At 58.4% G+C, this 24,106-nt stretch carries 17 protein-coding genes; 15 read left to right on the top strand and 2 right to left on the bottom strand.

Features of this window, described 5'->3' with window-relative positions; genetic code table 11:
• Position 1 precedes the first annotated feature (1 nt).
• Entirely contained in the window at positions 2-1,087 is a 1,086-nt protein-coding gene (locus tag A1355_RS10710; RefSeq protein WP_269454754.1) for a hydrogenase small subunit, read from the bottom strand.
• A 320-nt stretch (positions 1,088-1,407) separates the two neighbouring features.
• Here A1355_RS10710 and A1355_RS10705 point away from each other — a divergent pair, with 320 nt between their 5' ends.
• From A1355_RS10705 to A1355_RS10675, 7 genes are all read left to right on the top strand, one after another.
• Positions 1,408-2,007, top strand: coding sequence for a histidine phosphatase family protein (locus A1355_RS10705; protein WP_197471783.1), 600 nt, complete (start codon positions 1,408-1,410; stop codon positions 2,005-2,007).
• Positions 2,008-2,048: 41 nt separating this feature from the next.
• Entirely contained in the window at positions 2,049-4,850 is a 2,802-nt protein-coding gene (locus A1355_RS10700; protein ID WP_064027836.1) for a class I adenylate cyclase, read from the top strand.
• A gap of 49 nt (positions 4,851-4,899) precedes the next feature.
• The gene (locus A1355_RS10695) at positions 4,900-5,940 is read left to right on the top strand and encodes a hypothetical protein (RefSeq protein WP_064027834.1); all 1,041 of its coding nucleotides are present in this window, start codon (positions 4,900-4,902) and stop codon (positions 5,938-5,940) included.
• Between the two features lie 428 nt (positions 5,941-6,368).
• A complete protein-coding gene (locus tag A1355_RS10690) occupies positions 6,369-8,354 on the top strand; it encodes a TonB-dependent receptor plug domain-containing protein (protein WP_064027832.1) in 1,986 nt (661 codons plus the stop codon).
• Positions 8,355-8,428: 74 nt separating this feature from the next.
• Positions 8,429-8,968, top strand: coding sequence for a YfiR family protein (locus A1355_RS10685; protein ID WP_139306230.1), 540 nt, complete (start codon positions 8,429-8,431; stop codon positions 8,966-8,968).
• A gap of 13 nt (positions 8,969-8,981) precedes the next feature.
• Positions 8,982-14,048, top strand: coding sequence for an EAL domain-containing protein (locus A1355_RS10680; protein WP_064027828.1), 5,067 nt, complete (start codon positions 8,982-8,984; stop codon positions 14,046-14,048).
• Entirely contained in the window at positions 14,038-14,883 is an 846-nt protein-coding gene (locus A1355_RS10675) for an HDOD domain-containing protein (protein ID WP_064027826.1), read from the top strand. The genes A1355_RS10680 and A1355_RS10675 overlap by 11 nt, the downstream gene beginning before the upstream one ends.
• A 65-nt stretch (positions 14,884-14,948) precedes the next feature.
• Here A1355_RS10675 and A1355_RS10670 read toward each other — a convergent pair whose 3' ends face one another.
• Positions 14,949-16,241 (bottom strand): PepSY-associated TM helix domain-containing protein, encoded by a 1,293-nt coding sequence (locus A1355_RS10670; RefSeq protein WP_064027824.1) that lies wholly within the window; start codon positions 16,239-16,241, stop codon positions 14,949-14,951.
• A gap of 267 nt (positions 16,242-16,508) precedes the next feature.
• Between A1355_RS10670 and A1355_RS10665 the strand changes: the two genes are divergently transcribed.
• The 8 genes from A1355_RS10665 to A1355_RS10630 all read left to right on the top strand — a co-directional run bounded on the left by A1355_RS10665 (position 16,509) and on the right by A1355_RS10630 (position 24,105).
• Positions 16,509-17,747 (top strand): RNA polymerase sigma factor, encoded by a 1,239-nt coding sequence (locus A1355_RS10665; protein WP_064027822.1) that lies wholly within the window; start codon positions 16,509-16,511, stop codon positions 17,745-17,747.
• A gap of 79 nt (positions 17,748-17,826) precedes the next feature.
• The gene (locus A1355_RS10660) at positions 17,827-18,201 is read left to right on the top strand and encodes a YciI family protein (protein WP_064027820.1); all 375 of its coding nucleotides are present in this window, start codon (positions 17,827-17,829) and stop codon (positions 18,199-18,201) included.
• Between the two features lie 158 nt (positions 18,202-18,359).
• Positions 18,360-18,725 carry a YciI family protein gene (locus tag A1355_RS10655; RefSeq protein ID WP_064027818.1) on the top strand — a complete coding sequence of 122 codons (366 nt, stop codon included), beginning with the start codon at positions 18,360-18,362 and terminating at the stop codon, positions 18,723-18,725.
• Positions 18,726-18,771: 46 nt separating this feature from the next.
• Positions 18,772-21,069 (top strand): DNA internalization-related competence protein ComEC/Rec2, encoded by a 2,298-nt coding sequence (locus A1355_RS10650; protein WP_064027816.1) that lies wholly within the window; start codon positions 18,772-18,774, stop codon positions 21,067-21,069.
• A 59-nt stretch (positions 21,070-21,128) separates the two neighbouring features.
• Positions 21,129-21,515, top strand: a complete 387-nt coding sequence (locus A1355_RS10645) for a PilZ domain-containing protein (RefSeq protein ID WP_064027813.1) — start codon at positions 21,129-21,131, stop codon at positions 21,513-21,515.
• Between the two features lie 2 nt (positions 21,516-21,517).
• Entirely contained in the window at positions 21,518-21,709 is a 192-nt protein-coding gene (locus A1355_RS10640; protein ID WP_064027811.1) for a YbdD/YjiX family protein, read from the top strand.
• A 260-nt stretch (positions 21,710-21,969) separates the two neighbouring features.
• Complete coding sequence (locus A1355_RS10635) at positions 21,970-23,568, top strand: phage tail sheath family protein (protein ID WP_064027809.1); 1,599 nt, start codon at positions 21,970-21,972, stop codon at positions 23,566-23,568.
• Positions 23,569-23,580: 12 nt separating this feature from the next.
• A complete protein-coding gene (locus A1355_RS10630) occupies positions 23,581-24,105 on the top strand; it encodes a phage tail protein (RefSeq protein WP_064027807.1) in 525 nt (174 codons plus the stop codon).
• Position 24,106: the final 1 nt, after the last annotated feature.

Raw genomic sequence — 24,106 nt, 5'->3', positions numbered from 1 at the left:
ATTATTCGGCTCCGGGTTGTTTATCGGCTTGTTTGGCGCGGTTCAAGGCAGTCAGACCGGCATGAGCGGCGACGCCGGCGGTGACGATGCCGGCGGCGGTACCGCCGACCACGTCGGCATTGGCTTCGATGCCGAACTGGTTGATGCCGGTCAGGCGGTCGTAGAAACTGCCTTTATCCCAGAAACCGTCTTCCGAGCAGCCGATACAGCCGTGGCCGGACTGGATCGGGAATGAGGTACCTTCGTTCCATTTTACGGTCGAGCAGGCGTTGTAAGTAGTCGGCCCCTTGCAGCCCATTTTGTATAGACAATGGCCTTGGCGGGCGGCTTCGTCGTCCCATTGCTCGACGAACTGGCCGGCGTCGAAATGCGGCCGGCGGTAGCATTTGTCGTGGATGCGCTGGCTATAAAACATTTGCGGCCGGCCTTGTTTGTCCAAGGTGGGCAGCTTATCGAAGGTCAGCAGGTAGGCCACCACGGCGGTCATCACTTCGGCGATCGGCGGGCAGCCGGGCACTTTGATAATCGGTTTGTTGGCCAGACCCGGTACTTTATGCACCGGCGTGGCGCGGGTCGGATTGGGTTTGGCGGCCTGCACGCAACCCCACGAAGCGCAGGAGCCCCAGGAAATAATGGCCTTGCAACTCTCGGCGGCGTATTTGAGTTGCTCAACAAACGGTTTGCCGCCGATGATGCAATACATGCCGTCCTCGGCCAGCGGCGGATTGCCTTCCACGGCCAGGATGTAATTGCCTTTGTATTTTTCGACGATTTCATCAATGATGGCTTCGGCGTTATGACCGGCGGCCGCCATGATGGTGTCGTCATAGTCCAGCGATAGCATGGACAGGATCACGTCTTTCGCCAGCGGGTGGCCGGAACGGATGAAGGATTCCGAACAACAGGTGCATTCCAGACCGTGCAGCCACAACACCGGAATCCGCGGTTTGGTTTCCATCGCATGGGCGATTTTCGGCGCGAACGCCGGACTCAAACCCAGCGAGGCGGCGGTCAGGCTGCAAAACTTCAAGAAGCTGCGGCGGGTGATGCCCTGCCGGCGCATCACATCGTAAAAGGTTTCGATCATGGACACTCCTGGCGTTGCCATACGCGATCCGCGCGCGGATCGGCGGATTCGGCCGTCCCGGCTCGAATTCGCGGTTATTGTTTTTTCCGGCGGCGCTGCGGCCGGCCGGTTGAAGCCCGCAGAGCTTACGCAACATCCATGCCGGTCGATTTTTGGCGAGATTACCTTGAAGTTCCCGTGGGAAATACCGATGAGCTTGTCGAGATTACGACAAAATCGACAATCGACAGCGCTTAATGATGTGTATACGACAAGCTGGCTGGCGAAGTTAAGGTTGACCGCTTAGGGTAGAATCTCGAATTTTTGCGAGGAAGCGAGCGTTGACCGTCGAGATCACCACCGTCGATTTACTCCGGCACGGCGAGGCTTGCGGCGGCGCGGTCTACCGGGGTAGTCGCGACGACGAATTGACCGCGCTTGGTTGGCAAGCCATGGAAGCGCGCTGCGCTAGCGGCGATTGGGAAAGCGTGGTCAGTTCGCCGTTACTACGGTGTCGGGGGTTCGGCGAAGTCTATGCCGCCCGTCGAGCCTTGCCGTTTCATACTTTGCAGGAGTGGCGGGAGATCGATTTCGGGGCATGGGAGGGACGGTCCGCCACCGAAATTCAAGCGTCCGACCCCGCGCGCTGGGCGGCATTTTGCGAACGCCCGCACGCCTGCCCGCCACCCGGCGGCGAAGCCTATGCCGATTTCGCGGCGCGGGTCGGCGCGGGATGGCGGCGCGTGATCGACGACCACGCCGGTCAGCGGGTGTTGGCGGTTTGCCATGCCGGCGTGATTCGCTGCTTGTTCAGCGTTTTGCTGGGTTTGCCGGTGGAGCGCGGCTTCGCGATTTCGGTACCGCACGCCGGATTGACCCGTTTTACTTGTTACCGGGACGGCGGCGGCGAATTCGTTAGACTGGAAGCGCATCTGGCCTGAAGACTCTATACTAGACGGCAAACTCAGCGAGTTCGGCATCCGTGATCAATCGACTTCCCGCTATTCAATTGGGCGCTCCCGGCGAAGACATCAGCCGCAAGGATTTGCAAGCCGTCGTCCAACGTTTCAAGCATTTCAATCAGCAGCGCTTGCAACGGGTGCAGAGTTTGCTGCAGCCGCGGCAACAAGAGTTTTTGAAATTGTTGCCGTTGTTGTTTCATCAAAATCACCCCTTGTTGCCCGGTTTCATCGCGCTGGATACGCCGGCCGGGATTCCCGACTACGCGCCGTCCAAACAAACGCTGGACGCGGCGAAGCAGTTCAGCAAGGGCTTTGCGTTCAAGCGCAAGGCCTTGCGCCAACATCCGATCGATGCGATCTATCTGATGGGCAGCGTTGGCAGCATGGCCTTTTCCAGGGACAGCGACATCGATATCTGGTTGTGCCACGCGCCGGGTTTGGCGGCCGACCAACTGGCCGAACTGGAACAAAAGGCCCGCGACATCGAAAAGTGGGCAGCTTCGCTAAAGCTGGAAACCCACTTTTTTCTGATGGACGCCGGCCAATTCGCGCGCGGCGAAAATACCCCGATTTCGAAGGAAAGCAGCGGGGAAACTCAACACTATCTGCTGCTGGAAGAGTTCTATCGTACATCTATTTATATTGCCGGCCGAATTCCGCTGTGGTGGCTGGTGCCGCCGGAACAGGATCATCAATATCCGCAATATGTAAAGCATTTGCTCGAAAACCGTTTCGTCTCCGAGCCTGAAGTGATCGATTTCGGCGGCATGCATCAAGTGCCGGTTGCGGAGTTCGCCAGCGCGACGCTGTGGCATATCTTCAAGTCCCTGACTTCCCCGCACAAATCGCTGTTGAAACTGTTTTTGATGGAAAGTTACGCCAGCGAATTTCCGACGCCGCAGTGGTTGTGTCTGGCTATGAAGCGCGCGATTTATCAAGGCGAGTTTAGCGTCGATAGCCTCGATCCCTATCTGATGATCTATAGCAAGGTCGACGCCTATCTGCGCGGCATCGACGGCGGACGGCGCCTGGAATTGGCCCGCGAATGTTTTTACCTGAAAATCGTCGGCACCGGCGCTGCGCCGATCGAAAACCGAGCGCGCCAGATGCAGCAGGACTTCTTGCGGGAGGTGGCCGAGCAATGGCAGTGGCCCGACGATTTGCTGGACAATTTGGCGACCGTGCGTTTTTGGGATATCGCCAAGGCCGGCGCCGAGCACGCGGTGATCCGTCAGCAGCTGCAGCAATGCCTAAAAATGATTCTGCAATTCGTCGGTATGCCCTTGGATCAAGCGCAGCGCGAAAATCAAGATTTGAAATTGGTCGGCCGTAAGTTGAAAGTCGAGTTGGATTTGCGTCCCGACAAGATCGAAGTGCTGTCCACCCGCCAGGCGGTGCAGAACAAACCGGATTTGCTGGTTGCGGCGGAAGTCACGGCGGGTTCCGACGCGCCCGTCTGGTATTTGTTTACCGAACGGCCGTCCGCCAAGCAATTAGCGCTGGGTCGGGCGATCAAACAGGGCGACAGTCTGCTTGAATTGCTGTGCTGGGCCGTGATCAACGGGCTGTATAAAAAGAGCATCAACCTGCACGTATTGGAGAGCGGTAGTGCGCAAGCCGGCGGCGAAGCTCAACAGTTGCTCAATGAGTTAAACCAGTTTCTGACCCGGCACTTGTTGAGCCGGGAAGCCGATCTGGCGATCTATAACCGCCCGAACCGCGTGCAAGCCACCTTGCTGCTGGTCAATTGGCGGGAAAAATTGCCGGTCGACAGCAGTCATGCCAAACAGCTGGTGATGAGCGAACGCGCCGATCCGCTCAGTTACGGCGACAACCGTTTGTGCTTCGTGCTGGGGATGCAACGCCTATCGATCAGCGTGTGGGGCGAGGCAACCTTACACCGTTACAGCGGCTTGGAGGGCGTCTTCACCTGCTTGACCGAGTTATTCAACGACGGCGTCAAACCGCCAGCGGCCGATCAACTGCAGGTATTGTGCTATACCCCGGTGCGCGGCCGCAGTATCGTCGGCCGCCTCGAAGCGCTTTTCGCCAGACTGACGGCCATCGCCGATCGGCCGGTCGCGCCCTACCAGCGTTACGTCACGGCGGCCGGGGGTGGGTACGCGATGTTTGCTATGAGCGGCGAGCGTTTGAGTTATTACTTGCTGGACACTCAGCCGCAGCTGTTACAAGAGTTGGCCAAGCCGCACGGCGGCTACGCGCCGGTGTTTTTCGACGATTACGTACTGGAGCAGACCTATATCCCGTTCCTCTATCAATATAATCAGCCGGATACGGTCCAATTGTTCTACCACGTCACCAGCAAGCATGTTGGCGTTTATATCGTCGACGAGCACGGGGCGCTGTATTTGCGTCAGCATGCCAACGCCGGCGCGGAGCACGTGCTGGCCCATTATTCGGTATTTTTCTCGACCTTGATTGCCCAGGATCGCTTACCCCAGGTCCCACTCCTGAAATACTACGAGATATACCGTAACTCGGCCGGCGTGATTTCGTGCCATCCGGCCCAGCCCAAATTAAAAGCCAGCGCGATGGAACTGAGCGTGCGCATCGCCGGCGAGACGCCTAGCCGGTTGGGGGTGTATTGCAACGAGCGCTGGTTTCCGCTCGACGATCCGAGCGGCTATGGCGCGGTTCGTCAGCACATACTCGGCTACCGGAAGGCCAGCGAGAATTATCCCTTCCACATCACCGAGATCGAGGTGCCCTGTCAAGCGATGGGCGCCGAAACGCCGGATCGATTGCAAACCGTGCACTTTCTGAACTTCAAACAAAAAATCGAGGATAAATTAAACATATAGGTCGGCCCGCCGATAACTGGATCACACCATTTTTGAAGTAGGGGGCTTTATGATCATTGACAACTCCACCATCAAAATGCAAGGCCGGCATCAGCAGCAGCAAGTCAGCAATCGCCGGGAAGTGTTGAACATCCGCCATCCGGACCGACGCTCGGACGAAGCGCGCCGCCCGGTCGACGATCGCTTGAGTCTCAGCCGAGCCGGTCAAGCTAAACAAGCCAAACAGGCTAGCGCGACCAAGGCGCTGGATACCGAGACACCGGTCGAGTCGAAAGACAGTTTGATGATGCAAATCATCCGGCGCATGGTCAAGGAAATCACCGGCCGCGATCTGAAAACCTTTAGTCCCGACCAATTGACCGCCGGCACCGACCAGCCGACCTACCAAGATCAACAACCCGCGCCGGCCGCGCAAGCGGATAACGGCGGTCTGACCTATCAACAGACGCTGAGTTATTTCGAAAGCGAAACCACTTCGTTCAGTGCCGAGGGCACGATTAACACCCAGGATGGCCGATCCCTTAGTTTTTCGCTGTCCCTAAACATGAGTCGGAGCTTTTACGCGGAAGTCAGCAACACGATACAGGTCGGCGACGCGCAAAAAAAAGACCCCTTGGTCATTAACTTCGACGGCACGGCCGCTGAGCTGAGCAACACGTCGTTCCAATTCGATATCGACGCCGATGGCACGCCGGATCAGATTGCCGGGCTTAAATCCGGCAGCGGATTGTTGGCGCTTGACAAAAACAACGACGGCAGCGTCAACGACGGTTCCGAATTGTTCGGCGCGTTGACCGGCAACGGCTTCGCCGAATTGGCTAATTACGATCAGGACGGTAACCAGTTTATCGATGCCGCCGATGCTATCTATCAAAAGCTCAGAATCTGGCAGCGCAACGCCGACGGCAGTCAGCAATTGCTGGCCTTGGGGGCGAAGAATGTCGGGGCGATCTACCTGGGGCATCTGACCACGCCGTTCCAACTGAAAGACGACAACAATCAGTCGCGCGCCGAAGTTGCCAGCAGCGGTTTCTATTTAACCGAGCAGGGCCAAGCGGGTAGCGTGCAACAATTGAATTTCCTAGTTTGACGGGCTGTCGCTCCCGGCCGCCGTCGGGAGCGATTCACGCCGATTCGGGTAAAACAACCGCTTGAAGAGGCTTCCAACCGGCTTATCGACACAACAGAACTTCTCGCCAACGGACAAAAGGTTGGTCTAAGAGGTTTTCCTAGGTCTACGGTTTTCCGACCGAGCGGCCGTCGAAGAGGCCGCATTCTTTCTCGCACTGTTCTCCAATGCGTCGCTGTACGTCGTTTGAATTGATCCGCAACAAGGTACCCCCCAACCGACGCACACCGCATCGCTGCGGATCAAGGCATCCAGTCTCAAACCGGCCTGTAAGCGCTAACTAATTCGCATTTTTTTCACTATGCTTGCTATGTTGTTAGGGATTTTCTAAGTTTTTGCGGACGTGGACGGACCAAGCATTTGTCAATCTCGCTGGTAAAGTAATGGCTATGAGAAAAATAATCGCCGGTTTTCTGTTGGCAGGGGGGCTGGCGGTTGAAGCCGCAACAGAAGGTAAAGATGCGCTGGAATTGAATGTCGAGGATCTGCTCAATGTCGAAGTGACATCGGTGTCGAAAAAAGCTCAAGCGCTGAACGATGCCGCCGCCGCGATTTTCGTGATCAGCAACGAAGACATTAAACGGTCCGGCGCCACCAGCATACCGGAGGCTTTGCGGATGGCGCCGGGTCTGGACGTGGCGCGGATCGATGGCAACAAATGGGCGGTCAGCGCGCGTGGCTTCAACGCCCGCTTCGCCAATAAGCTGTTGGTATTGATCGACGGGCGCAACACCTACAGCAGGCTGTTTTCAGGTACCTACTGGGAAAATCAAGACGTCATGATGGAGGATGTCGAGCGTATCGAAGTGATACGCGGACCCGGCGCGACTCTGTGGGGGGCGAACGCGGTCAACGGCGTGATCAACGTCATCACCAAGCACAGTTCTAAAACCCAGGGCGGTTTGGTTGCGGCGGGCGGCGGTACCGAGGAGCAGGGTTTCGGTGCGTTTCGTTACGGCGCGGCGTTGGGCGAGAACACCACCGGTCGAGTCTTCGTCAAGGGCTTCAAGCGCGACCAAAACACCGATGCGCGCGGCAATGGCGCCGGCGACGATTGGGACCGAGTCCAGGGCGGGTTTCGTATCGATTCCCGGCTGACGCTGGCCGACGATTTTAAATTGCAGGGCGATCTCTATCACAGCCATCTGAATCAAACCCTGCTGGTGCCCAGTGTCGTTCCTCCCTATGGCGACCTGGGTCGCGACAAGGCCGAAGCCTACGGCGGTAACGTTTTGGGCCGCTGGCAGCACACGTTTTCCACCCAGTCCGATCTGTCGTTGCAGTTGTTTTACGATTACTACCGGCGTAACGAAAGTTGGATGTCCGAAGGCCGCGATACGCTGGATTTGGATTTCGAGCACCGCCTCAACGTCTTCGACAAGCATGAGTTGATTTGGGGCTTGGGTTATCAACTCACCGCCGACAGGCTCGGTTCCAGCGTAATTTTCAATATGTCGCCGGCCCACCGAAAAAATCAACTCTATAGCGCTTTCGTCCAGGACGAGATGGAGCTGATCGATCAAACCCTATGGTTTACGCTGGGTTGCAAATTCGAGCACAATGATTTCACCGGCTTCGAAGGTCAGCCGACCGCGCGCCTGATGTGGGCGCCCGACTTGAATCATCGGTTTTGGGCGGCCATGTCGCGAGCGGTGCGTACGCCCTCTCGCGGTGAAGCGAATATGCGCTTGACGACTACCGTGGCACCGCCGACCGCACCTTTCTTCGTGCCGGTGGACTTGACGCTGCAAGGTAACCGAAATCAGCTTAGCGAGGATGTACTCGCCTACGAGATTGGCTACCGAACGACGATGATTAAGTCGTTGTCGGTGGATGTGACGGCGTTTTATAACGACTACGCCCATTTACGCGACGCCGTGCAGGGCACGCCTTATTTCGATCCGTTGCGCGGCGTCGTAGTCCAACCCTTGCTGTTCAGCAACAATATAAAAGCCAAGACTTACGGCGTCGAGCTAGCGATGGTCTGGCAAATGTTGGATTGGTGGCGCTGGGACGCCAATTACAGTGTGTTGAAAACCGAATTGCCGTCGGCGGCAACGGCGGTGATCGGTGTGAGTCCGCAACAGCGGGTCAATCTGCGCAGCGCAATCAACGTTATCCCGGAGCTGGACTTCGATGTCTGGTTTCGCTACGTCGATACCAATGCCTCCGCGACGTCCGGCGGCGACCGCTATATTCGCGACTACGTGACCATGGACGCCCGGTTGGCTTGGCGGCCGGCGGCCGGATTGGAAGTCTCGCTGGTCGGACAAAACTTGTTAACGAGCAGTCATTTGGAATATGTACAGGAGAATTTGGTGGTCCCGACGCTGATCGATCGCGGTATGTACGGCAAAATCAGTTGGAGTTTTTAAAATGCGTCACGTGGCCAATATCCCCGCGTTTGAATATTTTAAACCGATTTTTGGACGCCGATTTTAAGCGCGATATGTCGAATATCACTAGAACTTGTGCAATCGCCGTGATGCTGGGCTATCTGCGTATCGCGTCCGGGGAGCCGGTTGCGTTCGAACAATATGCGGTGTTGGCGGCATTGACATTGAATTTCGCTCGTTTTACGCAATGGCCCGATCAGGCCTTCACGGATTCCGACAATCAATTGAAAGTCTGCCTGGTTGGCGATAATGTGTTATTGCAATCTTTCGATTCCATAAACGGTAAAGCGGTCGGGAATAAAGCGATTAAGACGTTAAACTCCGAGAAATTGAGGAATCTAAACCAGTGTCATATTTTGTTTATTAGCGAGATTTCCAACAGTCTACTTTCTCAAGTATTTTTGGATATTCAAAACAGGCGGATTCTGACGATTGGAGAAAGCCTGGATTTCGTCAATGCCGGCGGAATGGTGGCGATGCTGAACGTCGACGGTAAAATACAATTGTACGTCAATAATCACGCCGTCAAGGCCGCCGGACTGGCGATCAGCTCCAATCTGCTGCGCTTGGCGAAGATAGTCGGCGAAAATTAAACAGGGCGACAGCATGTTCAAATGGTTTAACAATGCGCCGATCAAACTGAAATTAGTGTCGATCTTGACGGCGATCGCTATGATGACCTTATTTTTAGCGACATCGGTCATCGTAATTAACGAATATTTTGCCAGAAAAATTGAAACGGAACAGCAATTGGTATTAATCGCCAATATTGTCGCTTCGAATATTTCCGCGTCCTTGGTGTTCGACGATCCCGTGACCGCCAACGAAATGCTCAAGAGCTTGAAAACCCGCGACAGTATTCTAAATGCCGAGTTATATAATCGAAGCGGCAAATTATTTGCCGATTATCACTCCGAGAAAAATCCAGCCAGCCATTGGAATTTCGACCAGGCTTACGCGGTTTTGCGAGAAGCCGGACCCGCCGATAAATCCGTTCATCCGTTCAAAATCTTGATGACGCTTTTTTCCGAGTGGTACGACAGTCTGTTTCATTATTTTAGTGTCGCCGATGTCGGCGGAAAATATGTCGTCGAATATGACGCGGAGAATAATCTGCATTTTGTCAGGCCAATTTATTTGGACGGCGACATGATAGGCGTATTGCATCTGGTGGACGATCAGAGCGGGTTTTACGCCATATTGAAAAGTTTTTATTTGATTATCGGGCTGATCGTGGTGTTCACGATGTTGTGGATCGCCATGCTGACGTCCAAGCTGCAACATATTTTCTTGGCGCCGTTATTGAATTTGATGCAAGCGATGAAATCGGTGGGCAGCGAAAAAGCCTTTTACCATCGCATAGAAAAAACCAGTACCGATGAATTCGGCGATTTAGCCGAGGTGTACAACGCGATGCTGAGCGAAATTCAGGTACGCGACCAGCGTCTGGAACGGCACCGGAATGAATTGGAACGACAGGTCGCCGAGCGCACTGCCCAGCTCGCCGAAAAAAACGAGGAACTGGAACGAACCGTGGTTGAAACCGTCGCCGCCAAGGAACTGGCGGAGCAGGCGAGTCTAGCCAAGTCGCAATTTCTGGCGACGATGAGTCACGAGATCCGGACGCCGATGAACGGCGTGTTGGGGATGATGGAACTGTTGCAGTCTTCCGGACTGGACGCCAGGCAAGTCCGATTCGCGGAAACCGCTTACCGTTCGGCCAACTCGCTACTCGGTATCATCAATAACATATTGGATTTTTCCAAAATCGAAGCCGGTAAGATGCAATTGATCGTTCAGGAGTTCGATTTGCGGCGCTTGTTGGAAGATACCCTGGAATTGTTGGCCGAACCGGCGCATCGCAAGGGCATCGAGTTGATCCTTAACATTCCGCACGATTTTAACTACGTGATTCAGGCCGATGCCGAGCGCTTGCGCCAAGTCCTGATCAACTTGCTGGGCAATGCGATCAAATTTACCGAGCGCGGCGAGGTGCAACTGAAAGTCTCGACGCTGGCGGAGGTCGCCGGAACCGATACGATCGAATTGTTGTTCGAGGTTGTCGATACCGGGATCGGTATCCCGGACGACCGCCAAGCCAAAATCTTCGACAGCTTTACCCAATCCGACGGCAGCATCACCCGTCGCTACGGCGGTACGGGCTTGGGCTTGACGATATCCAAGCAACTGGTGGAATTAATGGGCGGCAAGTTGGCCGTGGACAGCAGGGTCGAGCGCGGGTCCCGATTTTATTTTTCGTTGCGCTTGGGTTTGGGGATACAGTCCGGCATCGATCGCGCCGAAAGCCATGAACTGTCCGGCGTCAACATTTTGGTGGTCGACGACAATCCGACCAATCGGGAGATTTTGTTGGACCAATTGACGCTGTGGGGCGCCAACGTCACGACCGTCGATAGCGGACCCAGGGCCTTGAAGCTGTTGACCGATGTCTCGGCCAATCCCCATCAGGCTTTCCGGATTGTGTTGCTGGATTGGCATTTGCCGATCATGGATGGTTTAAGTTTGGCGAAAACGATTCAAAACGACACTCGAATTGTCAAACCCGCGTTGGTGATGCTCAGCTCGGAAAGCATATCGTTGCAAGCCGACAAACTTCAGGATTACGGCATTAGCTTTTATTTGAACAAGCCGGTATTTCAACGCAAGTTGCACCAGTGTCTGTTGGAAATTCTGGCCAACAAACCTGTCGCGGCCATGCCGTCTGCTAAAGCGGAGGCCGAAAAACTGTCCGGCACGGTGCTGGTGGCGGAAGATAATCCGGTCAATCAGGAAGTCGTCAAAAGTTTCTTGGTGGGCATGGGCTGCGCTGCCGATGTCGTCGCCGACGGCGCGGCGGCTGTCGAGGCCGCGCGCGACAAACGTTACGACCTGATTTTGATGGATTGCCATATGCCGGTGATGGACGGTTTTGCGGCGGCTGTCGCGATTCGCGCCGAAGAATGCGCGGCGGGACGCTCGCGTACGCCGATCGTTGCGTTAACCGCCGACGTCCAAAAAGGCGTGCCCGAACAATGTCAGGCCGCCGGCATGGACGCCTATCTCAGCAAACCGTTCCGCCGCGATCAATTGCGCGCCGCGTTGGCCGCTTGGCTTGGCGAGGCGCGGATGCCGCCAGAGACCGCCACCGCGACTAGGCCGGTAAATTCGCCGGCGATTATCGATTTGAGCGCGCTGCAAGGCTTGACCGACCCCGACGGTAACGATTTATCGAGCAAAGTGGCGCGAGTTTATTTGGACACCACGCCCAAATTAGCCGAACGGCTTACGCCGCTTGCCGAGACTCGGGATTTCGACGCACTCGCCGATACCGTGCACAGCTTGAAGTCGGCGAGCGCCAACATCGGCGCGGCCGAGCTGGTGGCCGCTTGCGCCGCATTGGAGCGCGCGGCCCGGCAGTCGGATGCCGCCGATCTGCAGGCGTTGGCGGCGACGGTTACCGAGTGTTGGACTGCGGCGATTGACAGTTTAAGGCTGGCGCTGGGAGCGGAATCGGTCGGCGAAGCTCGGTCGTCGGAGTCGGATTTTGCCGACGTAGCGACGGACGGCGAGGTCGCTCGCATCTTGTTGGTGGACGACGATCCGGGTTTTCGGATGGTGACCGGCGCCAAACTGCGGACCGCCGGCTATCGAGTGGCCGAGGCCGATAGCGGCGAGGCGGCTTTGGCATGGTTGGACCGGGAAACGCCCGATTTGGTGATACTGGATGCCATCATGCCGGGCATCGACGGTTTCGGAACTTGTCTGGCCATGCATGCCGTGCCGGCGATGGCCGGCGTCCCGATCATTATGTCCACCGGCTTGGACGACATCGAATCGATCAATCGTGCGTTCAGAGCCGGCGCCGCCGATTTCATCGTTAAACCGATCAATCACGTGGTGCTGATACATCACATCAAATTTTTGTTGCGCGCCAGCCGGACGACAGCCGAGCTGAGACATAACAAACAGCAATTGTCCGCCGCGCAACGCGTCGCAGGCTTGGGTTACTGGACTTGGGAACCCAGGCTGCGGCGGTTCGGGACCTCCTCTTATCTCGCCGAGTTGTGCCGATTGGAGCCCGACTATTTTCAGGGCAATCTCGATCGCTACATCGATTTGATCGAGACCGATAAACGGCCGACGGTGAGGGCGCTGATCGATGCGGCGGCGGTTGGCGAAGTGGTCGACGATATCGAATACCGCTTACGCGTCGATTTGGATGAGCCGATCACGGTGCGCCAGCATACCGCGTTGGTCGAGGGCGGACCGAATGCCTACGTTACAGGCACCGTGCAGGACATCAGTAAGCAGAAAGCTTCCGAGCAACTGATTCACCAATTGGCGTATTTCGACGCCTTGACCGGTTTGGCGAGCCGCGTGCATTATCAAAAACGCATCCAGCAAACCATCAAGGCCGCCCAGCGCAGCCAACAACAGTTTGCGTTTCTGTTTCTGGATTTGGACGAATTTAAATACGTTAACGACAGCTTCGGTCACAACGTCGGCGACCAGTTTTTGACGGCGATCGCGCAGCGTATCCAGCGGGTGATGCGCGATGAGGATTTTGTCGCTCGCCTTGGGGGCGACGAATTTTGCGTGATCGCCAACCATATTACCGAGGAGTTTCAAGCGATGGAGATTGCCGAACGCTGCCTGGAGGAAATCAATTTGCCGCTGATCCTGGGTAGCCATCACTTAAATCCGCGCGTCAGTATCGGTATAGCCATCTATCCGAAGGACGGCGACAACGAACACGATTTGATGAAGGCCGCCGACACCGCGATGTATTCCGCGAAAAGCGCCGGCAAACAGCGCTACGCCTATTACCGGCCGGAAATGACCGGGTTGGCGATCAAACGCCTGCAAGACGAACAAATGCTGCGGGAAGCGCTGGAAAACGAGGAGTTTGAATTGTATTACCAACCTCAGGTTAGTATGGTGACCGGCCGGATGATCGGGGTCGAAGCCTTGTTGCGCTGGCGACATCCGCACCGCGGCTTGCTCGGGCCGGCCGAATTTATCGGGCTATCGGAAACGCTGGGTTTGATTCATAAGCTCGGCGGTTGGGTGATCGGCGCGGCGTGCCGCCAGCTCAAGGCTTGGCACGATCTGGGCTTGACACCGCTCACCGTCGCGGTCAACGTCTCGGCCAGCCAGTTTCGCGATCCGCAATTGCTGGAGATTCTGAATGCCGCGTTGAAAGCCTCGGATTTGCCGGCCGAAGCGCTGACGCTGGAAGTCACCGAAAGCGTGATGCAAACCGAAGCGGATATGGCGATTTTCCGTCAATTGAAGGCGATGAACTGCAAGATTGCCATCGACGATTTCGGCACCGGCTACTCGTCGCTGGCGTCGCTCAAGCATATGCCGGTCGATTGTTTGAAGATCGATAGAGTGTTCGTTCAGGATGTACTGAGCAATCCGCAAACCCCAATTTTGTTGGGCACCATCATCGGCATGGCCAACGCGATGGCGTTCAAAATGGTCGCGGAAGGTGTCGAAACCATCGAACAAGCCATGGTCATGAGCGGTTTGGGTTGCCAGATCATCCAGGGGTTTTATTTCAGCCAGCCGTTGCCGGCCAACGACTTGCCGGCGTTGTTCGAGAAGGACTTTCGGCTGGAACAGGCGGAAAACCGGCTGGCTTCGGGAGTGCCCGGCGATGGTCACTGATGCGCCGCCGCTGTGGCGGAGCGGCTTGGAAAGGGTGTTGGTGTTGCCGCATGATGTTCATCATTTGTTGAGGGCATTGGTCGACGACGATTTGGACTACCCGGCGCTGGCCAAGGTATTGGCATACCATCCGACGATCTGTGCCCGTCTGCTGGCCTTGGCGAACTCCGCTTGGGCCAACGGTCACGGCGAAGCGGTGACCTCGATAGAGCGCTGTTGTCTGAAATTGGGCATGAATGTGGTCAGGGCGGTTGGTATCGGCCTGGCGGTAATGAAGCCGTTTTATCCCGGCAAATGTCGGGAATTCGATCTGCGCCGCTATTGGGTGAGCGGCATGTTGACCGGCCAGGCGGCCGCGCAATTGGCCGAACCGCTCGGCGGCCGGCTGGCGCAAACCGTCAGAACAGCGGGGATTTTGCACAACATCGGTATCTTATGCCTGGCCGATACGATGCCCGAGCAAACCCAAGCCGTGTTGGAATATAAGCGGCGCCATCCGGAAATCGCATTGAGTCGATTGCTGCGGCAAGCCTTGGATTGCGATTATTGCGAAGTAGGCGGCTATTTGGCCGAGCATTGGGGATTGGCTCCGGAATTGGTCGCGACTATCGCCCAACACGGCGAGCCCGAATATCGTGGCTGTCACTGGCAGTTGGCCCAAACGGTACACGCCGCCGCCCGCATGGCTTGCCGGGCCGGCAAGGACGAGGAATGGCAGACGCTGAGCGGCTTGTGCGAGATCGGTATTAGTGCCGAACGGCAGGCCGATGTGTATCGGCGCTTGGGCGAGCAGGCGCCGGCGGTTCGGGAGTTGGCGGCAACCTTGTTTCATTAACCGCCATCGAGGCGTTCCGGATGGCGGCGGCATTGGGTTCCATGGCGCGGCCCGACACCCCCCGGTCAGCGTCGCCATTTGGCGCTGAAGTCGCGTAACATCGGTAGTAAGCGGTTCGCCAGCCAGCCGCGCATACGGCTGGCGCCGGCGCGGCAGGCGTTTCCGTAGCGTTCGGCCAAACCCGGCCAATCGATCGCGCGGTCCGCCAACCAGCCGCGCCGGTACGACCAATGCAATAGACCGCTGATGTAGAGCAGGGCGGGCGTCAGGCCGGTCAGGAACCATAGAAACCGGCCGGTCGCGCCGAAAGCTTCCCCGGTATGCAGCGGCCACAGCCAAGTCGTGAAACGCTGGCCCGCCGAGAACCGGTGCGGGTTGCGCACGTCGCGGATCTGCCCGCTCCAACGGTCTACCCAGACCGTCGTGAACGGATGATGTTGGTTGATTTCGTCGCGCTGGCGCAGATTGATCCGGTAGGTGCCTAGTTCGCCGACCGGGGTCGTCACCCGCCGCACTTCGGATTTTGGAAACGGTCCGCGCGCCACCAGCACGGCTTCGGCTAAGTTAACCGGCCTGTTGTTCGGTACGCCGGTGCTGCGTACCGCCGGACCGTCGTCGCCGTGGCCCATGCCGTCGGCGGCGGTAATGGTTTCCAGCAGACGAGGGTAGGCGAGGTGAAAACCGGTAAACGCCAGTATCAGCAAGCCGCAGGCACTGATCAGTCCCAGCCAGCGGTGTAAATCGAAGGCCAGCTTGACCAGACTGGCGTGGCGCAATCGGAATACCTCGCCGAGTCGGTCGCGGCCCGGCCACCATAAACCCAAGCCACTGATGACCGACAACATCAGCAGGCCGCCCAGCCACGCGACGACAGTGCGACCGGCGGCGGCCAAGCGCAGATGGGTGTGCAAGTCCATGATCCAGGTGGTCAGGGTTTGCCCCCAGAAGCGTCGGTCCAGAACTTGACCGGTGTAAGGGTCCAGCGAGACCATCAGCGGAGCGTAGAATTGCTCGTAACTTTCCTTAGGTTTTTCGAACCAAGCGGTGATCGGACCATCGGCCGCGCGCGGCATTTCCAGGGTCCAGGCGCCGTGGCGATTGGGTTCCGCGGCACGTAGCATGGCGTACAGTTTATCGATAGGCAGTACTTCCGCGCCTTCGGCTACCGTGACGCGCAGTTGCGGGTTCAGTAGGCCTTCGAGTTCCTCTCGATATACGCTGAGACTGCCGGTCAGGCCCAGCAGCGCGAACAGTAGTCCGGCCGTCAGCGCCAGCCAGACGTGGCAGTTGACCCAAATCCGGCGCGCGGCGAATCGGAAACGGGGGCGAACGATGATCGGGTATTGCAATTCGGACATGGCGACGAGAGCAAAAAAGTTAACCTGCTATTTTGCCGGAATCGCCGGACCGGGGCCAGTCCGACCCTTGCCGCGAATTTTTAGCTAGACTCGGGCGCCAGAGGTAATATGCAGGCGAGACCAAGACCGCGTTCCGGGCATGCGCTCATTTCAAGCGCGGTCGCTTGTGTTGGATATCAGCCGCGCCGCGGAAGCCTTGGCGCTTAGGCCCGGTTTTGAACGCATGACGCGAATTCCGCCTTCGAATGGGCTTTTAACGGACTCACGATGAACGACACTGCCGTACACAGGGCGGTACAGGCCTTATACCGCGACGAATCGCGCCGAATTTTGGCGACCTTGATCCGGCTGCTCGGCGACTTCGACCTTGCCGAGGAAGCCTTGCACGATGCGTTTCGCGCCGCGTTGGAACAATGGCCCGGCGATGGCGTTCCGGCCAATCCCAAGGCCTGGTTGGTGTCGGCCGGTCGATTCAAGGCCATAGACCGGTTGCGCAGGCAATCCCGCTTCGAGCAACGCGAGGATATCGAAGCGTTGGCCGATCCGCTGGGGGATGCCGCGCCGGACGATACCGAAGATTGGCCGGACGACAGTTTGAAGCTGATTTTTACCTGCTGCCATCCGGCGCTGGCGCCGGAAGCGCATCTGGCCCTGACTTTGCGGGAAGTTTGCGGTTTGACGACCGAAGCGATCGCGGCGGCATTCTTGACGCCGGTGCCGACATTGGCGCAACGGATCGTTCGCGCCAAGGCCAAGATTCGCGAGGCCAAGATTCCGTATCGGGTGCCGCCCACCGAAGAGTTGCCGGATCGTTTGGCCTCGGTGTTGCGGGTGGTCTATTTGGTCTTCAACGAAGGTTATTCGGCGTCGTCGGGTGCCAGCCTGACCCGGCCAGACTTGGCCGGCGAAGCCTTGCGCTTGGGTCGGCTACTGGCTGAGCTGTTGCCGGAGCCGGAAGTGTTCGGCCTGTTGGCGCTGATGCTGTTGCACGAGGCGCGGTGCATGTCCAGAACCTCGGCCGACGGGGAGCTGATATTACTGGCCGATCAGGACCGCTCGTTGTGGCATCGGGAGCAAATTGCCGAAGGCCGACGTTGGGTGGAGGCTGCCTTGCGCGGTGGACGGCCCGGCGCCTACGCTCTGCAAGCGGCGATCGCCGCGTTGCACGCCGAAGCCGAGCACGCGGAAGCCACCGATTGGCCGCAAATCGTCGCGTTGTACGTGCTGTTGCTGCGGGTGCAGCCGTCGCCGGTGGTCGAATTGAATTTCGCCGTCGCGCTGGCGATGCGCGACGGTCCGGCCGCCGGTCTGGCCGTGATCGACGCCATCTTGGCGCGCGGCGAATTGGCGGACTACCATTTAATCCACGCCGCCCGCGGCGACTTATACCGGCGCCTGGGGGACGCCGCCGACGCGGTTGCCGCCTACCGGCGCGCGCTTGATCTGGCCAAACAGGAGCCCGAGCGCCGGTTTTTACAGCGGCGGTTAGCCGAATTGGCGGGCTGAAAATTTTTGGCGGCGATGTCGAATCGGGCTGTCGCCAATCGACTAGCCAACATCCGAAACCCAATGTAGGGAGAAACCGATGAAATACCTTTGCCTGATTTGTGCCGAAAAGGTCATGGAGGACATGGAGCCGACCGCCGCCGACCGCCATTTTGAAGAGTATGCCGAGTTTACCGAAGCCATTCGCGCCAGCGGCCATTACTTGGCTTGCAACCGATTGTTGCCGGCCAGCGCGGCGGTAACGGTGCGGGTCCGCGACGCCAAAGTGACCACGACGGATGGACCGTTTGCCGAAACCAAGGAGCAACTGGGTGGCTATTATTTAATCGAGGCCACCGATTTCAACGAGGCGATCAGGATCGCCGCCGGAATTCCCGGCGCGCGCTTCGGTTGCGTCGAAGTCCGGCCGGTCGCCGAGGACAGTCAAACGTTAGCCGCGTTGGGTTTGCGTTAAATCTGCGGTATTCGACGACTGTTACGGTTTGGCGAATATGTCTGACCGCGCCGGCGCGACGGAGCGATCATCCGGCAATGCCCAGTCCGCTAACTTTCGAATCCAGGGCTTCGCGGTCCGCATCCCGGATCCGCCGAGCGCTTTTATTGGGAGACAAGATGAAATATTTGCTATTGATCTATTTTGCCGAGCAGACGCTGGCCGAGGACGATCGTCAGGCCTGTTACCGGGAATCCTTGCAATTGGCGCGCGATTTGGCCGAGCGCGGCCAATATCTGGCGGCCAGTCCGCTGCAACCCACCGTGTTGGCGACCAGCGTGCGGGTGCGCGACGGGCAGTGTTTGGTGACCGACGGCCCGTTTGCCGAAACCCGCGAGCAACTGGGCGGCTACTACTTGGTGGAGACCGCCGATCTGGATCAGGCGATCGCCATCGCCGCGCGTATCCCGATGGCGCGCAAGGGCACGGTCGAAGTCAGACCCTTGATCGAGTTGCCGGGGCTTCCGGCGGACGATCAGGCCTAGCGTGACAAGACCTCGCACCGCTACCGCGAACGCGTGGGCGTAGCCGATGGCGGTTGCGGTATTGGCGGCGCTGGCCGGCATCGTTTGGGTGCAACAATGGCAGCGGCTGCCGCAGGGCTGGGAATGGCCGGCGCTGACGGCTTTATTATTGCTGTGCGCGTGTCGCCGTCAGATCGGCTTGGCCGCGCTATTGGCCGGCGCGCTGTGGGCGGCCGGTTTCGGGGCCTGGCGGTTGGCGCAGCAATTGCCCGATGAGTTGCAGAATCAAGCGGTCGACGTCGAAGGTTACATCGCCGGCATGCCCAAGCACATGGACAACCGTATCGGCTTCGACTTCGCGGTCACCCGTCCGGCCGGCGATTTTCCAAGCAAACTGCGATTGAACTGGTATCGAACCACGGCGGATGTGGCGGCGGGGCAGAGCTGGCGTTTGACCGTCAAGTTGCGACAGCCGCACGGCCGCTTGAATCCGGGCGGTTTCGATTACGAAGCTTGGTTGTTTGCCAATCGCATCGGCGCCACCGGTTATGTGCGCGACGAGCAGGCGCCGTCGCGCTTGGCCGACGATGGGCGCGTGGGAGCAGTCTTGGCGCGCGCCAGACAAAGTATTTCGGCAAGGTTGGATCAGGCCTTGCCCGGCGGCTCCAACCTCGGTTTGATCAAGGCGCTAACGATAGGTAGCCAGGATGGCATCAGTCAAGCGCAATGGCAGGTGTTTCGTAAAACCGGCACCGTGCATTTGATCGTGATTTCCGGTTCGCACATCAGTTTGGTGGCGGGCTTGGTATTTCTCGTCGTACGGCGAGCCTGGGCCTGGACCGGCAATCCGCGTTGGTCGCCGCAACGGTTGGCCGCGCTGACAGCCTGGCTGGCGGCGGCTTTTTATGCCGGATTGGCCGGCTATTCGGTTCCGACGCTGCGTGCGGTCGTGATGCTGGCCGTGGCGTTCGCGGCCTTGAGTTGGCAGCGTCACGTCGGGGCCTGGCGCATCCTGTTGCTGGCCTTGCTGGCGGTGTTGATCGTCGATCCGCTGGCGGTGCAAGCGGTCGGCTTTTGGTTGTCGTTCGCGGCGGTCGGACTGTTGATTTACGTTTCCGCCGGCCGGCTCGGCCGGCCGGGCTATTGGCGCGAGGCGGCGTTGGCGCAATGGGCGACCGCGGCCGGGTTGGCGCCGCTGCTGATCCTGTTTTTTCAGCAAGTATCGCTGATTTCGCCGCTGGCCAACTGGCTGGCGGTGCCGGCGATCGGCATCGTCGTGGTGCCGTTGGCCTTGGCTGCTGTGGCCTTGCTGTTCGTTTGGCCAATGTTCGCGCAATTTTTGTTGCAACTGGCGGATTGGATACTGCAAAGCCTATGGTGGACCTTGCAAGCTCTGGCGGAATTGCCGCTGTCTAACGCGACTTTACCGGAACCGGCTTGGCCGGCCTTATTGGCGGCCGGCATCGGCAGCGTCCTGTTGCTGGCACCGCGCGGATTTCCCGGTCGTTATTTGGGCGCTTGGCTGTTGTTGCCGGTGTTGGTCGCGGACGTGGCCAGACCGCCGCCCGGCGAGGTCCGGCTGGCGCTGTTGGATGTCGGCCAAGGGTTGGCGGCGGTCGTCGAAACCGCCGAGCATCGCTTGCTGTTCGACACCGGCGCGCGTTATTCCGAAGACTCCGACATGGGCGACTCGGTGATTTTGCCTTATTTGCGTTCGCGGGGTATACGCCGGCTGGACGGCTTGATCGTCAGTCACGACGATATCGACCACAGTGGCGGCGCGGAATCGGTGCTGGCCGAGGTCGCGGCGGACCAAGTATTCAGCAGCGTGCCGGCCTGGGCCGAGCGGCTGGAAGGCCGATATTGCCGGGCCGGCCAGACTTGGAATTGGGACGGCGTCGAATTCCGGATGTTGGCGCCGTCCGACCCGCGCCTGCCGGGCGACAACGACAATTCCTGCGTGCTGCAAGTCCGCACCGCCAGCGCTAGCCTGCTATTGACCGCCGACATCGAGCAGGCCGGCGAACGCCGCTTGGTGGAGCTATACGGCGATCAACTGGCCAACACCTTTTTGGTCGCGCCGCATCATGGTAGCAAGACCTCTTCGACGCTGACGTTTCTGGAACAAGTCGCGCCCGCTTGGGTGCTGATTCCGGCCGGGTATTCGAACCGCTTCGGCTTTCCGCATCCGCAAGTACTGGAACGCTATCGCCGGATGGGCGCAAACTGGGCGAATACCGCCGAACAAGGCGCGATCATCGTCGACACCGCCGAGATACCGGTCGCTATCCACGGCGAACGTTGCCGGCATCGTCGCTATTGGATGGCGGACGACGCCTGTCCGGCGGCGGAAGCCGGCCGATAACACTTAACGGCGCCGGAATTTCTGCCTATACTCTCGAAATTATTCGCGGGAGCTTATGCATGGAAATTGAAAAACGCAGTCATCGGCGGTTTTGCCCCGAGGGATTGGCGGCGCACATCATCATCGACCCGCCGCCGCCCGGCGGTGAAATCGTCATCGACGGCTTGGTCGTGGACATGAGTTACAGCGGCATCAAAATCCGTTTGAAAGAACCGTTGGCTCAAACTGTCGAGGAAGCCGAGCTGCGGATTTCCATCGTGCTGCCCGAATCGAAAGTGCCGGTGTCGATACACGGCATGATCAAGCATTTACGCGACGAGCGTCAGGAATGCGGCTTGCAATACGACTGCGGCTTGCAATACGACTGCGAGCGGCATGCCGAACACGATCTGGACGACTTGATGTTCGAGTGCGTGAAATTCGCGCCGCCGGCCGACGAAGATTGAGGATGGCGCGGACCACCTCGGCCGGCATGCTCCGGCGAATCTGGGACGCGCTGAACGGCGAAACCGCCTACCGCCGTTACTTGCAACACTGGCAAACCCACCATGCCGATAGCGAATCCGCGCCGCTGAGCCGCAAGGCTTTCTTCGCCGCCGAAACGCGCCGTAAATGGAGCGGCGTCAAGCGCTGCTGCTAGTAGGCTATTTTTGGCAATCGCCTTTACAGGCGGAGACGACAATAGAAGCGATGCAGTACATTTGTACTGGCACAAATGCGTCATTGTTTGTTGCCGGAAATACGCTCAACATGATGTTCAACGAAAGCCGCCAGCTTAGGGCGGCTTCGCAGCCTTTTTCGGTCCGCGGCCGCCTAGTCCGCCCGCGCCGCATCGTCGCACTAGATTAAGCATCCACGGGGTGGTAATCCGGTTCCAGTAGCGTTTTAAAGGAGCACGTCATGCCTGTAGCACTTTCTTATCCCGGCGTTTACATCGAAGAGGTCCCCAGCGGCGTTCGCACGATTACCGGCGTCGCCACCTCGATTACCGCGTTTCTTGGCCGGGCCTCGCGCGGACCGACCGATGAGCCGATCACCGTCAACAGCTTCGGCGATTTCATCCGGGTGTTTGGCGATTTGTCGCCGGATTTTCCGCTGTCCTATGCGGTACGCGACTTTTATCTGAACGGCGGCCAACAGGCCTTGATCGTCAGGCTGGCGAAAAACGCCACGGCCTCGAAAAACGCCGATCTGAAACTGGAAGCCGCCAGCGTTGGTTTGCGCGGCGACAAGCTCACTTACACGATAGACGCCAAGGGCATTACCGCCGAAGTCGCCGGCCGTTACGGCATTGCGCAGGCCGATTTATTCAATATGACGGTGTACGAAGAACCCGGCAAGGGCCGCGTCGAACGCTTCCTGAATTTGGCTGTCACTGTCGGCGCTGGCGCCCGCCGCCTGGATCGAGTGTTAGCCGCGGAATCCAATTTGATCCGCGTGCAGAAGAAAGCCGACGGCAGCGCCGATCTGGTGGCCGGCCGGCCCACCGACTCGACCGCCGCCGAAGATCCGGCCGATCCGGCGGCCACGCCGGCCAGCTTTAAAAAATTTACCGGCGGCGGCGATAGTGCGTTGTTGACCGCCGAAGCCGACGTGGTCGGCGACAAAAACAACAAAACCGGCCTTTACGCGCTGGATAAGGCCGATTTGTTCAATTTGCTGTGCATACCGCCCGACACCCGCGAGGGCGATACCTTGAAGGAAGTCTATCAAAAGGGGATGAAATACTGCGCCGACCGGCGCGCCGTGCTGATCGTCGATCCGCCGGCGGCGTGGGGCGCGAATAAGGATACCGCCGCTGCAACGGCTCGCGACGGATTGAGCGGCTTGGGTCTGTCCGGTGTCGAAGCTCGTAACGCAGCGCTGTACTTTCCGCGTGTGATTCAAAGCGATCCCTTGCGCGAAGGCCAGCTCGACGTGTTCGCGCCCAGTGGCATGATTGCCGGCATCATGGCGCGCACCGATACCGCCCGCGGCGTTTGGAAGGCGCCGGCCGGGCTGGATGCCTCGCTGAGCGGGATTCAAGGTTTGCAAGTAAATTTGAATGACGCCGAAAACGGCATGCTCAACCCGTTGGGCATCAATTGTTTGAGGGCGTTTCCGGTCAACGGCCGGGTGGTCTGGGGCGCGCGTACCTTGCGCGGTGCCGACCAGTTGGCCGACGAATGGAAATACCTGCCGGTGCGCCGCACCGCGTTGTTCATCGAGGAAAGCCTGTATCGCGGCACGCAGTGGGTGGTGTTCGAGCCGAACGACGAACCGCTGTGGGCACAAATCCGTTTGAACGTCGGCGCCTTCATGCACAACCTGTTTCGCCAGGGCGCTTTTCAGGGCAGTACGCCCAGGGAGGCCTACTTCGTCAAGTGCGACCGGGAAACCACGACGCAAACCGACATCAATTCCGGCATCGTCAATATCGTGGTCGGCTTCGCGCCGCTAAAACCCGCCGAATTTGTGGTCATCAAACTCCAGCAAATGGCTGGACAAATCGAAGTCTAAGGAGAATCCGCCATGGCTCAGTTCAGCGTCAACGCACAACGGTTCGATCCCTATAAAAATTTCAAATTCCGGGTCAAATGGGACGGCAAATACGTCGCCGGCGTCAGCAAGGTCGGTGCGCTCAAACGCACCACCGAAGTCGTCAAGCACCGCGAGGGCGGCGATCCGAGCAGCAGTCGCAAGTCGCCGGGCCGCACCGAATACGAGGCCATCAGCCTGGAGAGGGGCGTCACCCACGACAAGGAATTCGAGCAATGGGCCAACAAGGTGTGGAATTTCGGTTCCGGACTGGGCGCGGAAGTGTCGCTCAAGGATTTTCGTAAGGACATCATCATCGAACTCTACAACGAGTCGGGCCAGCTCGCGGTGGCTTACAAATTGTTTCGCTGCTGGGTGTCCGAATTCCAAGCCCTGCCGGATTTGGATGCCAACGCCAACGCCGTGGCGATCCAGCACATCAAGCTGGAAAACGAAGGCTGGGAACGCGATTACGAAGTCGCCGAGCCGGCCGAGGAAACCTTTACCGAGCCGCAATAGC

Origin of the sequence: Methylomonas koyamae (genome assembly GCF_001644025.1) — a bacterium.
In the GTDB taxonomy this organism is placed as follows: Bacteria; Pseudomonadota; Gammaproteobacteria; order Methylococcales; family Methylomonadaceae; genus Methylomonas; species Methylomonas koyamae_A.
Note: the sequence above shows the minus strand (reverse complement) of the source record. Positions and strands in the feature narration are given on the sequence as shown.